The sequence below is a fragment of the Rhodococcus sp. 320_ES genome (assembly GCF_059691855.1).
Genome location: NZ_JCAWAG010000004.1, coordinates 243,086 through 256,111, shown reverse-complemented (window position 1 = coordinate 256,111; position 13,026 = coordinate 243,086). Strand labels below are relative to the sequence as shown.

Here is a 13,026-nt window from a genome sequence, read left to right as displayed (position 1 = left end):
ATCATGGAGATCCTCCCCGGCGCTCGCCGCCCCGAATCGATGAGCGCGCCCGGTACATTCCGATTTCGGATAAAAGTACCGCTAGGGCAACGTCACAACAAGCCTTTTGCCGGTTTTTCATTCGAAACAAGACACTGTGTCATTCGGTCGATTGACGGCGTCGACTAACGGTGTGGTCACCGAAACGACGTTGTTCGGAACGCGTCGAGCGGGCCGTGCGATATTTGTGCGCATGGGCACCCCATTCCCGAGACGTTCTCTGTCCGTCGTGCTGTCGAGCGCGTTGGCGATCGCGACCGCCGCGGTGATCACCGCCGCTCCTGCCGCGGCCGTTCCCGTCTCCTCCGCGCCGGCCACGGGAGTCACCTCCGCCGACGGCACCCGCGTGGTCTCCGTGACCGAGGTCCCCGGCGTACGGCGCTACGACGTCACCGTCTACTCGCCGTCGATGGACCGCACCGTGGACCTGCAGGTGTTCCGTCCCGTCGACACATCCGTTCCGCGGTCGACGGTCTACCTGCTCAACGGCGCCAGCGGCGGCGAGGACTCGGGCAGCAACTGGCCGGATCAGGCCGACGTCCAGGGCTTCTTCGCCGACAAGAACGTCAACGTCGTGATCCCTCGCGCCGGCGCGTTCTCGTATTACACGGACTGGCAGCGCGACGACCCCGAGCTCGGGCGCAACAAGTGGACCACCTTCTTCACCAAGGAGCTGCCGCCGGTTCTGAACGAATCGTTCGGGGCGACCGGGAAGCAGTCGATCGCCGGAATCTCGACGTCGGGCAGCTCGGTGTTCATGCTGGCGGCCAACGCGCCCACGCTGTACTCGTCCGTCGCAGCGTTCAGCGGGTGCGCACGCACCTCCGACGAACTGGGCCAGGCGTACGTGAAGCTGGTCGTCGAGGCCCGCGGGGGCGGCGAGACCGTCAACATGTGGGGCAAGCCCGACGACCCGGACTGGGCAGCGAACGACGCTGTTCTGCAGGCCGATCGGCTCCCGCGGATTCCGTACTACATCACCTCGGGCAACGGCCTTCCCGGCTTCGACGAGAACCTGCAGAGCCCGCGGATCAACGGCAACGTCAGCACGCTGGTCGACCGGATCGTCCTGGGCGGCGGCATCGAAGCCATCACCAACTCGTGCACGCACCAGTTGGCCGACCGGTTCTCCCAGCTCGGGATACCGGCGACCTTCGACTTCCGCCCCAACGGCACCCACTCGTGGGCGTACTGGGAAGAGGATCTGCACAACGCGTGGCCGATGATGCGGGATTCGATCGGCGCCTGAACCCTCTGTCTAGCGGGGCGTCACCCAGATGGTGATGTCGGCGTGCACGACCTCTCGGCCTGTTTTGTCCGCGATCGAGACGGGCACGATCACCTCTTGACCCTCGGACGTCCAGTCCACCCCTGACAGTTCCGCGGTGGCCCGCAGTCCGGTCGTGGCCGGCGCAAGGTAGGCGACGTTCATGCCCTTCGGAATCCACCGATGGGTGGACGGGACCGTCGCCTCGGCCAGCATTCCCATCGCGATCTCGGCGATGTTGCAGGCCGCGATGGCGTGAAACGTCTTCAGATGGTTGTTCACCCCCCACCACTTCGGCGCCGTGACGACGCAGCGGCCGGGCTCGAGTTCGACGACGCGGGGGAGAACGGTCCGGAAGTACGGCACCCGCACGCACATACCGAGTGAGAAGGCGATGCTCTGAACAGGGCCTTTCGGCAGCTTGTTCCACATGGCGTAAGTCGACGATGTCATGAGGCCCTACCTTACTTCTCGGTAAGTTCCCGCGATACGAGGTGGATTTGAACTCGGACCCTCTCGTGGTCCATACTGTTCGGGTTGCCTTGACCAAGGTGAGGGATTCGTGCGGCCTCCGCATGGTTCCACCGAGGCGGGGTTGATGCAGTTGCTCGATGAAGGATGTACAGCAGCGCCTGTGCAAGTAGGCGCATCCGGACAATCATGCGTGGGTTTGAGACACACCCGACCGCGTGGACCGGAGAACCATGACAGATGAACAGTGGCAACGAGATGCGTCAGTGCTTTCGAGCGCGCCCGCACCCCGCCTTGTTCGTTCGTCGTGAACCGCTTACGCCTCCTCGAGTCGAGTGAGTGCAGCGAAGTACCGAAAGAACAGCCGATATTCACCGGGCAAGGAAGAGGACATAAGCGTGGCGGGACAAAAGATCCGCATCAGGCTCAAGGCCTACGACCACGAGGCGATCGACGCGTCAGCGCGCAAGATCGTCGAGACCGTGACCCGCACCGGGGCACGCGTGGTCGGACCTGTGCCGTTGCCCACCGAGAAGAACGTGTACTGCGTCATTCGTTCGCCGCACAAGTACAAGGACTCGCGCGAGCACTTCGAGATGCGTACACACAAGCGGCTCATCGACATCCTGGACCCGACGCCGAAGACGGTCGACGCGCTCATGCGCATCGACCTCCCGGCAAGCGTCGACGTCAACATCCAGTGAGCGCGGAGAAGACATTGACTGACAACAAGAACCGTCCGGCCAAGGGAATTCTGGGCACCAAGCTCGGCATGACCCAGGTCTTCGACGAGAACAACCGCGTCGTTCCGGTCACCGTCATCAAGGCGGACCCGAACGTCGTCACCGCAATCCGCACCGAGGAGCGCGACGGCTACAGCGCCGTGCAGGTCGCCTTCGGCGCCATCGATCCGCGCAAGGTGAACAAGCCGGTCACCGGTCAGTTCGCCAAGGCCGGCGTGACCCCGCGTCGCCACCTCGCCGAACTGCGTGTCGCCGACACGTCCGTGTTCGAGGTCGGCCAGGAGCTCACCGCGTCCGAGTTCGAGGACGGCGCATTCGTCGACGTCACCGGAATCAGCAAGGGCAAGGGCTTCGCCGGAACCATGAAGCGTCACGGCTTCAAGGGTCAGGGCGCGAGCCACGGCGCACAGGCCGTGCACCGTCGTCCCGGTTCCATCGGTGGCTGCGCGACCCCCGGCCGTGTCTTCAAGGGCATGCGCATGTCGGGCCGCATGGGTAGCGACCGCATCACGACGCAGAACCTCTCGGTCCACAAGGTGGACGCCGAGAACGGTCTCCTGCTCATCAAGGGCGCGATCCCGGGCCGCAAGGGCGGCGTCGTGATCGTCAAGAGCGCAGTGAAGGGTGGTGCGCGAGCATGACCAGTCTCGAAAAGAGCAGCACGAAGCTGACTCTCGATGTCAAGGAAGCCGGCGGCAAGACCAACGGCACCGTCGATCTCCCCGCGGAGCTCTTCGACGTCACCGCGAACATCGCGTTGATGCACCAGGTCGTCGTCGCGCAGCTCGCTGCCGCACGGCAGGGCACGCACTCGACCAAGACTCGTGGCGAGGTCCGCGGCGGCGGCAAGAAGCCGTACCGCCAGAAGGGCACCGGCCGCGCACGTCAGGGCTCGACCCGCGCGCCGCAGTTCGTCGGCGGTGGAACCGTCCACGGACCGCAGCCGCGTGACTACAGCCAGCGGACCCCCAAGAAGATGATCGCCGCCGCCCTGCGCGGAGCGCTCTCGGACCGGGCACGCAGCGAGCGCATCCACGTGATCACCGAACTCGTTCCGGGTCAGGTCCCGTCCACCAAGGGCGCGCAGGCCTTCCTGTCCGAGCTGCACGATCGCAAGAAGACGCTTCTGGTCATCGGTCGTGAGGACCTCGCTGCATGGAAGTCCGTGCAGAACCTCGAGGGCATCCACCCGATCGCTCCCGATCAGCTCAACACGTACGACGTGCTCGAAGCCGACGACGTTGTCTTCAGCGTCGAGGCCCTGAACACGTACATCGCCGGCAAGACCGGTAGCAAGGAGGAGGGCAAGTGAGCACCATTGCCGATCCCCGCGACATCCTGCTGGCTCCGGTCATCTCGGAAAAGTCGTACGGACTGATCGAGGAAGGGACCTACACGTTCATCGTGGCGCCCGACTCGAACAAGACGCAGATCAAGATCGCCGTCGAGAAGATCTTCGGTGTGAAGGTGACCAGCGTCAACACGATGAACCGGCAGGGCAAGCGCAAGCGGACCCGTTTCGGCTACGGCACGCGCAAGAGCACCAAGCGCGCGCTCGTGACCCTTTCGGCTGACAGCAAGCCCATCGAGATCTTCGGGGGCCCGGTCGCTTAGGCGGCCGGCGCACCGAGGGTCCTCGAGGATCAAGGGACGAGAAAAACATGGCAATTCGTAAGTACAAGCCGACCACTCCCGGTCGTCGTGGCGCGAGTGTCTCCGATTTCGCGGAGATCACGCGCTCGACACCGGAGAAGTCGCTCATCCGACCGTTGCACGGACGCGGTGGGCGTAATGCCCACGGCCGCATCACCACTCGGCACAAGGGTGGCGGTCACAAGCGCGCATACCGTCTCATCGACTTCCGTCGCAACGACAAAGACGGCGTGCCGGCCAAGGTCGCTCACATCGAGTACGACCCCAACCGCACCGCGAACATCGCCCTCCTGCACTTCGCGGACGGCGAGAAGCGCTACATCGTTGCGCCCAAGGGCATCTCGCAGGGTTCGCCCATCGAGACCGGTCCGACGGCCGATATCAAGCCGGGCAACAACCTGCCGCTGCGCAACATCCCGACGGGTACCACCATCCACGCGATCGAACTGCGTCCGGGTGGCGGAGCCAAGATGGTTCGTTCCGCCGGTGCCGGTGCTCAGCTCCTCGGCAAGGAAGGCACGTACGCCACGCTGCGTCTGCCCTCCGGTGAAATCCGCCGTGTCGACGTGCGCTGCCGCGCCACCGTCGGCGAGGTCGGCAACGCCGAGCAGTCGAACATCAACTGGGGCAAGGCCGGCCGTATGCGCTGGAAGGGCAAGCGCCCCACCGTCCGTGGTGTCGTCATGAACCCGGTCGACCACCCGCACGGTGGTGGTGAGGGCAAGACCTCCGGTGGTCGCCACCCGGTCAGCCCGTGGGGACAGCCGGAAGGCCGCACCCGCAAGAACAAGCCGAGCGATCAGCTCATCGTCCGCCGCCGCCGCACCGGCAAGAACAAGCGATAATCAGGAGGGAGTAGCAGATGCCACGCAGTCTGAAGAAAGGCCCGTTCGTCGACGACCACCTCCTGAAAAAGGTGGACGTTCAGAACGACAAGGGCACCAAGCAGGTCATCAAGACCTGGTCACGCCGTTCGACCATCACCCCCGACTTCATCGGTCACACCTTCGCCGTCCACGACGGTCGCAAGCACGTGCCGGTGTTCGTCTCCGATGCCATGGTCGGACACAAGCTCGGTGAATTCGCACCGACACGGACCTTCAAGGGTCACATCAAGGACGACCGGAAGGCGAAGCGGCGATGACCAACTACACCGAGACCGCGAACCCGACCGCTCGGGCCACGGCCAAGCACGTTCGTGTGACGCCGATGAAGGCGCGACGCGTCGTCGATCTGGTCCGCGGCCGCAGCGTCACCGACGCACTCAACATCCTCAAGTTCGCACCGCAGGCGGCCAGCGAGCCGGTTGCGAAGGTCGTCGCCAGCGCGGCAGCCAACGCGGAGAACAACCTGGACCTCGATCCGAGCACGCTGATCGTTGCTGCTGCCTACGTCGACGAGGGTGCAACCCTCAAGCGTTTCCAGCCGCGTGCACAGGGTCGCGCGTTCCGCATTCGTAAGCGCACGTCTCACATCACGGTCATCGTGGAGAGCATCCCGAAAACGGGCGGCTCGACACGTGGTCGCCGGAAGGGAGCTCAGTAGTGGGCCAGAAGATCAACCCGCACGGCTTCCGCCTCGGCATCACGACCGACTGGAAGTCGCGCTGGTACGCAGACAAGCAGTACTCGGAGTACGTCGGTGAAGACGTCGCCATCCGCAAGCTCCTCGCCACGGGCATGGAGCGGGCCGGCATCGCGAAGGTCGAGATCGAGCGCACGCGTGACCGCGTTCGCGTCGACATCCACACCGCACGCCCCGGCATCGTCATCGGTCGCCGCGGCGCCGAGGCCGATCGCATCCGTTCCGAGCTCGAGAAGCTGACCGGCAAGCAGGTTCAGCTGAACATCCTCGAGGTCAAGAACGCCGAGTCCGAGGCGCAGCTCGTCGCACAGGGTGTGGCCGAGCAGCTCTCGAACCGCGTCGCGTTCCGTCGCGCCATGCGCAAGGCCATCCAGTCGGCCATGCGTCAGCCGAACGTCAAGGGAATCCGAGTCCAGTGCTCGGGTCGTCTGGGCGGCGCGGAAATGTCGCGCTCGGAGTTCTACCGCGAAGGTCGCGTTCCGCTGCACACGCTGCGTGCGGACATCGACTACGGCCTCTACGAGGCGAAGACCACCTTCGGCCGCATCGGTGTGAAGGTCTGGATCTACAAGGGCGACATCGTCGGTGGCAAGCGTGAAGCCGTTGCCGCCGCTGCTCCGGCAGGCGATCGTCCCCGTCGCGAGCGTCCGACCCGTCCGCGTCGCAGCGGTGCCTCGGGCACCACGGCGACCAGCACCGAGGCCGGCCGCGCAGCAACCGCAACAGCTGAGGCTCCTGCTTCGGCCGAGCCCACGAAGGAGGGCTGACGCATGCTGATCCCCCGCCGGGTCAAGCACCGCAAGCAGCACCACCCGGGTCGTAGTGGCGCCGCCAAGGGCGGCACGCAGGTCACGTTCGGCGATTACGGCATCCAGGCTCTCGAGCCCGCCTACATCACCAACCGTCAGATCGAATCGGCTCGTATCGCGATCACCCGCCACATCAAGCGTGGTGGCAAGGTCTGGATCAACATCTACCCGGACCGCCCGCTCACCAAGAAGCCTGCCGAGACCCGCATGGGTTCCGGTAAGGGTTCGCCCGAGTGGTGGATCGCCAACGTCAAGCCGGGACGCGTGCTCTTCGAGCTCAGCTACCCCGACGAGCAGATCGCGCGAGAGGCACTCACTCGCGCAATCCACAAGCTGCCGATCAAGGCACGCATCATCACGAGGGAGGTGCAGTTCTGATGGCTACCGGTACCCCGGCTGCTGAGCTCCGCGAGCTCACAGAAGAAGAACTGATCACCCGCCTTCGTGAATCGAAGGAGGAGCTGTTCAACCTCCGCTTCCAGATGGCCACCGGCCAGCTGGACAACAACCGTCGTCTGCGTGTGGTTCGCCACGAGATCGCGCGGATCTACACAGTGATGCGCGAGCGTGAGCTCGGGCTTGCCGCCGGACCGGCCGAGGACACGGCAGGTGACGCCGCATGAGCGAGGAAACAGTGACCAGCACAGAAGCACGTAACAGCCGCAAGGTTCGTATCGGCTACGTCGTCTCCGACAAGATGGAGAAGACGATCGTCGTCGAGCTCGAGGACCGTGTGAAGCACGCCCTCTACGGCAAGATCATCCGCCGCACCACCAAGGTCAAGGCCCATGACGAGAACGGAGTCGCCGGCGTTGGCGACCGCGTTCAGCTCATGGAGACTCGTCCGCTGTCCGCCACGAAGCACTGGCGGCTCGTCGAGGTCCTCGAAAAGGCCAAGTAATTCTGGTCGTTCCGCAGGCTCTACTCCTGTAGCAACAGTCGAAGCCCCGGTCACTCAGCGTGACCGGGGCTTCGTGCTGTCCGGACCTCGCTACACGTCCACCTTCTCTTTGCCCTTGCGCATCGCCATGTACTCGCGCAGTTCCGTCCGTACCACCGGCAGCAGGATGTACAGCCCGATGATGTTCACGAAGGCAAGTGCGAACAGCGCTGCATCGGCGAAGTCGAGCACCGAACCGAGGGACAGAACGGTGCCGACTACGGTGAAGACGCAGAAGATGACGTTGAAGCTGTGCTTGGCGAGCGCGCTGCGACCGAACAGCGACGTCCACGCCTGCGACCCGTAGTACGCCCACGTGATCGCGGTCGACAGCGCGAACAGCGCCACGGCCAGGGTCAGGATGTAGGGGAACCAGGGGAGCACGGTTTCGAATGCGTCGGAGGTGAGCGTGACGCCTCCCGCGGGGAGCTCCCCGGTGTCGGCGACGATCTGGCGCTGGTCCTGCCAGGTCTGGGTGTTGGCGATGACGATGGTGAGGGCGGTGGCGGTGCAGATGACGACGGTGTCGATGAAGGGCTCGAGCATCGCGACGAAGCCCTCCGTCACCGGGTGCCGCGTCTTGACGGCGGAGTGTGCGATCGACGCGGATCCGAGGCCGGCTTCGTTGGAGAAGGCGGCGCGCTGGATGCCGATGATCATGACGCCGAGGACGCCGCCCGCGACACCGGTGGGGGAGAACGCTCCCTCGACGATTGCGGCGAAGGCACTCGGGACCTGCTCGACGTTCACGCCGATGACGACCGCGCACGCGAGGATGTAGATGATGGCCATCGACGGCACCAGCTTGGCGGTTACCGCGGAGATCGACTTCATGCCGCCGATGATGACGAGCCCGATCACGACGGCGACGACGAGTCCGAAGGCGAACTTCGCTCCGTCGGAGCCGAGGAATCCGTCTTCACCACCGGTGACGCTGCGGACCTGTGCGTAGGTCTGGTTGGCCTGGAACATGTTTCCGCCGGAGATACCGAAGAAGATGATGATGACGGCGTAGACGCCGGCCATGATCTTGCCCAGCCTGCTGAACCCTCGCTCGGCGAGGCCCTTCGTCAGGTACTTCATCGGACCGCCGGACACGGTGCCGTCCTCGTGGACGTCGCGGTACTTGACTCCGAGTGTGCACTCGACGAACTTCGTGGCCATGCCCAGGAAGCCGGCGAGGATCATCCACAACGTCGCTCCGGGCCCGCCCAGCGTCACGGCGACCGCGACGCCGGCGATGTTGCCAAGCCCGACCGTGCCGGACACTGCTGCCGTGAGCGCGCGGAAGTGGCTCACTTCGCCCGGCGCATCCGGGTCGTCGTGCTTGCCGCGGACCAGTTCGAGGGAATGTTTGATCCCGCGGACCTGCAAGAACTTGAACGTGGCGGTGAAGATGATCGCGCCCGCGAGGAGCCAGAGGACGACGAGCGGCACGGAGGCGCCACCGATGTCGATCGAGTAGAAGACGACGGTGGTTGCTGCCTCGGTGATCGGCTCGAACGCGCTGTTGATGGCGTTCTCGAGGGACGTCAGCACTCCACCGTCGGCGGCAAGGTACATCGGTGAGGAGTTCATGGATCAAGGAAAGCCGTAAATCGGACATCGTGCGACCACAATGGCTGCAATTGACCCACGATTTACCAAATATTGACTCGGAAGCTCTGTCCTACGATGGTCTGACGGATCGATCGAGGGGACGTGAATGGATCAGCTGCTCGACTTCGCCGGGAACTACTGGTGGCTGGTGTTCGTGTTCGGCGGCTCGATCGCCGGCGCTGTGAAGGGCATCGGCGCGGCCAACGAGCGTCGCGCCGAGCGCCGGCTCGAGCGCTATCGGATCAAGCAGGAAGCGAAGGTGAAGCGACTCGAGCTGGCCAACGCGACGAAGGTGGACGAGGAGACGCAGCGCCGCGGCATCGAGAAGACGCTCGCCGAGCACGACGACGTGAACACCCGCTGGTTCGCGTACGAGACGGACGTCATCAACCTGCTCGACTTCCCGATGATGACCAACATGCGTGACCCGATGACTCAGGCGTTCCATCGCGCGAAGCTCGAGGCGGATTCCCTGCGGCCCGCCAGAGCCGACGATCTGCTGGGCAAGCTGGAGGCGCAGTCGTCGTATCGTGCTGCGGTGCACGACTTTTCCGTCGCTTTCGCGGCCGCCGAGTCCGAGGCTCGACGCCGCCGGCGCGGTGATTTCAGCGAGGCGGAGCAGAACCGGCTGAACCGCGCGCAATCGCTGCTCCGGATGGCGATGGACGGCGGCGCGACCCCGGCCGAGCGCCAGGCGGCCTACCGTAAGGCACGCGCCGAACTCGAAGGGCTCGTCTCGCTGCCAACGATGGCGTACGCCCAGATCGAGCAGCGCATCGCCGGCGCGCTCGAGGCCTAGTCGGCCCGGGCGATCGCCAGCACTTCCTCTTCGGTCGGCGGGCTCTTCGGGTGGTAAGTCAGGCACAGCGGCGTCGCCGTTCGCCGGAACTCCGATCCCTCCACCGCGGCGTAGAACTGACCCGCGGTGAGACGCCCGACGTCGGGCACCGACCCACCCTTGGCTCGGGCCATCTCCTGCGCCGCCGCAATCTGCGCGGGACTGTTGAGAAGTCCGTAGAACTGAGTCGACGCGTTCCCGGCGATGCGGTTGTGCAGGCCCTTCGGTGCCTGCGTGGCATACACCAGCCCGAGCCCGTACTTGCGTGCCTGCGACGCCAGCGCCAACGTGCTGCGGGTCGCTGCCGTGGTGCGGTCCGACGGCGCGAAGTTCTGCGCCTCGTCCATCACGAAGAGCCCACCGAGTGGACGGTCACCCGCGGGGTTCTTCTTGATCCACGCGAACAGGCCCATCTGCAACTGGTTGACGAAGTTGTGCTTCTGGTCCTCCGTCGTCAGGCCCGACAGGTTCACCACCGACACCCGAGCCTTCTTCCCCGGCGCGGGTGTGAGCAGAACCGCCGGGTCGACGGGTGTTCCCGCTCCCGCGAACATCGGGTCGTTGGTCATCGCGGCCTTGAGGTTCTCGGCGAGGCCCGCGGCGATGCGAATGGCGTCGCGCATCTCCGAGACGTCCTCCGGAAGGTCCTCGAGCAGGTCGACGAACTGATCCAGCGTGCGTCCGCCGGAACGACCGAAACTGTCGACGGCCCTTCGCAGCACCGCTTCTCGGTGCGACGCCTTCTCCGATCCGCCCTTGATGCCCGCTGCGGGGGCCAGTGCGGCCATGGCTGACTCGACCGACTCGTCGAACTCGTCCTTGTCGCCGAGTACCGACGCGAAGTCGGGGAGCGGCTGGAAGCTCAGCGGGCGGCCCGCCGATTTACGGGGCGTCCAGACGACGACGTCCGTATCACGGAGGTATGCAGCCGCTTTGGACTCGTCGCCGGGCGGCCAGGTGCGCTCGTCCTCCGGCCACGCGGTCCCGAGGCGAGCGAGGTCGTTGTTGATGTCCAACACGATCGACGAGACACCGTGCAGCGCAGCCTCTTCGACCAGTCGACGGATCAGGACGGTCTTGCCGGAACCGGAGCCGGCGAAGATGGCAGTGTGCTTGCGCAGCGCTTCGAGTGCGATCTGCACCTCTGCGTTGGTGGTGACGTCGCTGCCGACCACGATGGTCGGTGACGGCGATGTCCCCGAGTGTTGCACGGCTGCCGCGGGTTCGGCGGCGATGAGCGCGGTGTCGTCGTCGACGACGCTGACGGCGGGAAGCACCTCGCGGAACAGTTCGACGTCGTGTGCGGGTTTGCGTGCGAGCAGCCACGAGGTCAGGGCCGGCGAGTTCTCGGACAGCAGCGTGCCGATCGCGGACAGCGACCGCCGGTCGTCGTCGGACAACGATGCCTGCACGCCGCCGGCACGCCGGAACGCTGCCAGAGTCTGCTCGGTCTTGGCGCCGCGGGGCCAGTCGCTGTTGCGGATCAGAATCAGCTTGCGCCGCGGCATGTCGATGTTCAGTCCTGCTGCGGTGACTGCCTTTTCGACGCGCGCGAGTGCGGCGCGGGCGTTCAGGCTGGTGACGGCCCGGAAACACCAGTGCTCTTCGTCGTCGGTGTCGGTGTCGACGGTGTGCCGCAGGCGGGCGTGCAGTGCCGGTTTGCCGCTGGGAGGCGGATCCTGCGCGAGGCTGTCGTCCGAGGACTGGTGTTCGTGGATCCACGCCGTGAGGCCGGCGGCGAGGAGCGCGGGGACAACCGTGTCCTCGGTGAGACCCCTGATCGGCTCGGACAGATCTGCGGCCGCACGGAGTTCGGCGTAGCGACGGTCGAGTTCGTCCGTCTCGGTCTGCGCGATCGGAAGCAGCACGGGCTTCTCGGACGGCCCGCTGCTCTCGCGGAAGTCGACGAGCTCCCGTGCTTCACCGATGTCCAGGCAGTGCCGGATGTGTCGGTCGACCGCGATGAGCAGCTGGCGCGGGGTGAAGTCCGGCGCCTGCTCGAACGCCTCCTTCGCCACCGGCCACGTCGCGTGCGGGGGAACGAAACCGACCTCACGGAAGCATGCCTGCAGGCGCCGTCCGAGCAGAAGTCGTCCCACCTCGGACGACGGGATGCGCTCGAGATCCTGGGTGATGCGGAAGCGATCCTTCACCGGACCCGTACCGCGGGTGGCGATGAGGTCCCATGCGCTGGACAGCGCAGACAACACGGATGCCGTACGCGGCAACGTCTCTCGCAGTGACATCAGTCCGTGAGCGAGATGCTCGACGACCTTGTCCTCCTGTGCGTCGGCAGCAACCTTGTCCGCGCCCGTGCGGGCCTGGGCGACGAGGGTGTCGATCTGGTCGATGGCCAGGATCGTCGGTCCCGTGATCGCGAGCAGCCGCGAGATGTTCTCCGCGATGCCCTGGTGTCCGAGCTCGGCCCGGCGAATTCCCCACGGCTCGAACTCCTCCGGGGAGACGTCGTCGATGGACTGGAGGTACGCGTCGCCGATGTCCTGGACCGTCGGGTCCGGTGCGATGGAGAGTACGAGGGCGCGCAGCGTGTGCTGCGATGTGCGCCTGTGCCGGGGATGGACCTTGTAGACGGCCGTCACGAAGTCGTTGAGCGCGTCGAGGTCGATCATGGACTCGCCCAACACCTTCGCGCGACGGTCACCGTCGATGCCGCCGAGTTCGCACATGCGCGTGAGCATCAGACCGAGCTGGCTGACGCCGGCTCGGCCGGACGGGCGCGTCAGGTCGTCGAGCATGCCCATCAGTGTCGAGCGCCAGAACCCGGCCGCGTCGAGCAGCCTGATCAGGAAGAAGTAGCCTCCGCGATCCTGCACCTCCTCGCGAACCTGTCCGAGCAGGTGTGTCTTGCCCGAGCCGGCCGGTCCGCGGACCACGACACCGAGAGGGCTTGCGTCGTCGGACTTCTCGGCGTCGGCGTACGCGTTCATCACGTCGGAGAAGACTCGATCGTGCAGGCCCGGAACGTGGACGTCGGACTGTGAACGCCACACGTCGTCGGGTGTGGGAGCCCAACTGAGGCGGACGGATTCGAGTGCACGGATCTGTTCGGCAGCGGTGTTCAC

Annotated in this window: 16 protein-coding genes; 13 read left to right on the top strand and 3 right to left on the bottom strand. The window is 65.5% G+C overall.

The genetic code is table 11. From position 1 onward, the window contains the following. Nucleotides 1–232 precede the first annotated feature (232 nt). Nucleotides 233–1,288 (top strand): alpha/beta hydrolase, encoded by a 1,056-nt coding sequence (locus AC59JP_RS15715; protein ID WP_497326734.1) that lies wholly within the window; start codon nucleotides 233–235, stop codon nucleotides 1,286–1,288. A 9-nt stretch (nucleotides 1,289–1,297) separates the two neighbouring features. Here AC59JP_RS15715 and AC59JP_RS15710 read toward each other — a convergent pair whose 3' ends face one another. Then, the gene (locus AC59JP_RS15710) at nucleotides 1,298–1,759 is read right to left on the bottom strand and encodes a hotdog fold domain-containing protein (RefSeq protein WP_497326733.1); all 462 of its coding nucleotides are present in this window, start codon (nucleotides 1,757–1,759) and stop codon (nucleotides 1,298–1,300) included. 416 nt (nucleotides 1,760–2,175) lie between these two features. Between AC59JP_RS15710 and rpsJ the strand changes: the two genes are divergently transcribed. The 11 genes from rpsJ to rpsQ are packed head-to-tail and all read left to right on the top strand — an operon-like array spanning nucleotide 2,176 to nucleotide 7,467. Continuing rightward, nucleotides 2,176–2,481, top strand: a complete 306-nt coding sequence (gene rpsJ, locus AC59JP_RS15705) for a 30S ribosomal protein S10 (protein WP_003938093.1) — start codon at nucleotides 2,176–2,178, stop codon at nucleotides 2,479–2,481. 14 nt (nucleotides 2,482–2,495) lie between these two features. Beyond that, nucleotides 2,496–3,161 (top strand): 50S ribosomal protein L3, encoded by a 666-nt coding sequence (gene rplC / locus AC59JP_RS15700; RefSeq protein WP_497326732.1) that lies wholly within the window; start codon nucleotides 2,496–2,498, stop codon nucleotides 3,159–3,161. Beyond that, complete coding sequence (gene rplD / locus AC59JP_RS15695; protein ID WP_497326731.1) at nucleotides 3,158–3,832, top strand: 50S ribosomal protein L4; 675 nt, start codon at nucleotides 3,158–3,160, stop codon at nucleotides 3,830–3,832. Before rplC ends, rplD begins: the two co-directional genes overlap by 4 nt. Then, the gene (gene rplW, locus AC59JP_RS15690; protein ID WP_188543468.1) at nucleotides 3,829–4,134 is read left to right on the top strand and encodes a 50S ribosomal protein L23; all 306 of its coding nucleotides are present in this window, start codon (nucleotides 3,829–3,831) and stop codon (nucleotides 4,132–4,134) included. Before rplD ends, rplW begins: the two co-directional genes overlap by 4 nt. 47 nt (nucleotides 4,135–4,181) lie before the next feature. Continuing rightward, entirely contained in the window at nucleotides 4,182–5,018 is an 837-nt protein-coding gene (rplB, locus tag AC59JP_RS15685; RefSeq protein WP_188543469.1) for a 50S ribosomal protein L2, read from the top strand. A 17-nt stretch (nucleotides 5,019–5,035) separates the two neighbouring features. Next, nucleotides 5,036–5,317, top strand: a complete 282-nt coding sequence (gene rpsS, locus AC59JP_RS15680; RefSeq protein ID WP_027504650.1) for a 30S ribosomal protein S19 — start codon at nucleotides 5,036–5,038, stop codon at nucleotides 5,315–5,317. After that, nucleotides 5,314–5,718, top strand: a complete 405-nt coding sequence (gene rplV / locus AC59JP_RS15675; protein ID WP_188543470.1) for a 50S ribosomal protein L22 — start codon at nucleotides 5,314–5,316, stop codon at nucleotides 5,716–5,718. The genes rpsS and rplV overlap by 4 nt, the downstream gene beginning before the upstream one ends. Next, the gene (rpsC, locus tag AC59JP_RS15670; protein ID WP_497326730.1) at nucleotides 5,718–6,524 is read left to right on the top strand and encodes a 30S ribosomal protein S3; all 807 of its coding nucleotides are present in this window, start codon (nucleotides 5,718–5,720) and stop codon (nucleotides 6,522–6,524) included. Before rplV ends, rpsC begins: the two co-directional genes overlap by 1 nt. Before the next feature lie 3 nt (nucleotides 6,525–6,527). Continuing rightward, entirely contained in the window at nucleotides 6,528–6,944 is a 417-nt protein-coding gene (gene rplP / locus AC59JP_RS15665; RefSeq protein ID WP_497326729.1) for a 50S ribosomal protein L16, read from the top strand. After that, the gene (gene rpmC, locus AC59JP_RS15660; RefSeq protein ID WP_188543473.1) at nucleotides 6,944–7,189 is read left to right on the top strand and encodes a 50S ribosomal protein L29; all 246 of its coding nucleotides are present in this window, start codon (nucleotides 6,944–6,946) and stop codon (nucleotides 7,187–7,189) included. The genes rplP and rpmC overlap by 1 nt, the downstream gene beginning before the upstream one ends. Beyond that, nucleotides 7,186–7,467 (top strand): 30S ribosomal protein S17, encoded by a 282-nt coding sequence (rpsQ, locus tag AC59JP_RS15655; RefSeq protein WP_497326728.1) that lies wholly within the window; start codon nucleotides 7,186–7,188, stop codon nucleotides 7,465–7,467. Before rpmC ends, rpsQ begins: the two co-directional genes overlap by 4 nt. Nucleotides 7,468–7,557: 90 nt before the next feature. On the opposite strand, the gene AC59JP_RS15650 is transcribed toward rpsQ, so the two are convergent. Continuing rightward, nucleotides 7,558–9,084 carry an alanine/glycine:cation symporter family protein gene (locus AC59JP_RS15650; protein ID WP_497326727.1) on the bottom strand — a complete coding sequence of 509 codons (1,527 nt, stop codon included), beginning with the start codon at nucleotides 9,082–9,084 and terminating at the stop codon, nucleotides 7,558–7,560. A gap of 127 nt (nucleotides 9,085–9,211) precedes the next feature. Between AC59JP_RS15650 and AC59JP_RS15645 the strand changes: the two genes are divergently transcribed. Then, the gene (locus AC59JP_RS15645; protein WP_497326726.1) at nucleotides 9,212–9,904 is read left to right on the top strand and encodes a hypothetical protein; all 693 of its coding nucleotides are present in this window, start codon (nucleotides 9,212–9,214) and stop codon (nucleotides 9,902–9,904) included. Here AC59JP_RS15645 and AC59JP_RS15640 read toward each other — a convergent pair. Beyond that, nucleotides 9,901–13,026, bottom strand: coding sequence for an ATP-binding protein (locus AC59JP_RS15640; RefSeq protein WP_497326725.1), 3,126 nt, complete (start codon nucleotides 13,024–13,026; stop codon nucleotides 9,901–9,903). The two genes, AC59JP_RS15645 and AC59JP_RS15640, sit on opposite strands and share 4 nt — an antisense overlap.

Bases quoted from the DNA above. Each gene is read 5' to 3' on its own strand.
- AC59JP_RS15715 (WP_497326734.1), top strand. From the start codon at position 233: ATGGGCACCCCATTCCCGAGACGTTCTCTGTCCGTCGTGCTGTCGAGC.
- AC59JP_RS15710 (WP_497326733.1), bottom strand. From the start codon at position 1,759: ATGACATCGTCGACTTACGCCATGTGGAACAAGCTGCCGAAAGGCCCT.
- rplD (WP_497326731.1), top strand. From the start codon at position 3,158: ATGACCAGTCTCGAAAAGAGCAGCACGAAGCTGACTCTCGATGTCAAG.
- rplB (WP_188543469.1), top strand. From the start codon at position 4,182: ATGGCAATTCGTAAGTACAAGCCGACCACTCCCGGTCGTCGTGGCGCG.
- rpsS (WP_027504650.1), top strand. From the start codon at position 5,036: ATGCCACGCAGTCTGAAGAAAGGCCCGTTCGTCGACGACCACCTCCTG.
- rplV (WP_188543470.1), top strand. From the start codon at position 5,314: ATGACCAACTACACCGAGACCGCGAACCCGACCGCTCGGGCCACGGCC.
- rplP (WP_497326729.1), top strand. From the start codon at position 6,528: ATGCTGATCCCCCGCCGGGTCAAGCACCGCAAGCAGCACCACCCGGGT.
- rpmC (WP_188543473.1), top strand. From the start codon at position 6,944: ATGGCTACCGGTACCCCGGCTGCTGAGCTCCGCGAGCTCACAGAAGAA.
- rpsQ (WP_497326728.1), top strand. From the start codon at position 7,186: ATGAGCGAGGAAACAGTGACCAGCACAGAAGCACGTAACAGCCGCAAG.
- AC59JP_RS15650 (WP_497326727.1), bottom strand. From the start codon at position 9,084: ATGAACTCCTCACCGATGTACCTTGCCGCCGACGGTGGAGTGCTGACG.
- AC59JP_RS15645 (WP_497326726.1), top strand. From the start codon at position 9,212: ATGGATCAGCTGCTCGACTTCGCCGGGAACTACTGGTGGCTGGTGTTC.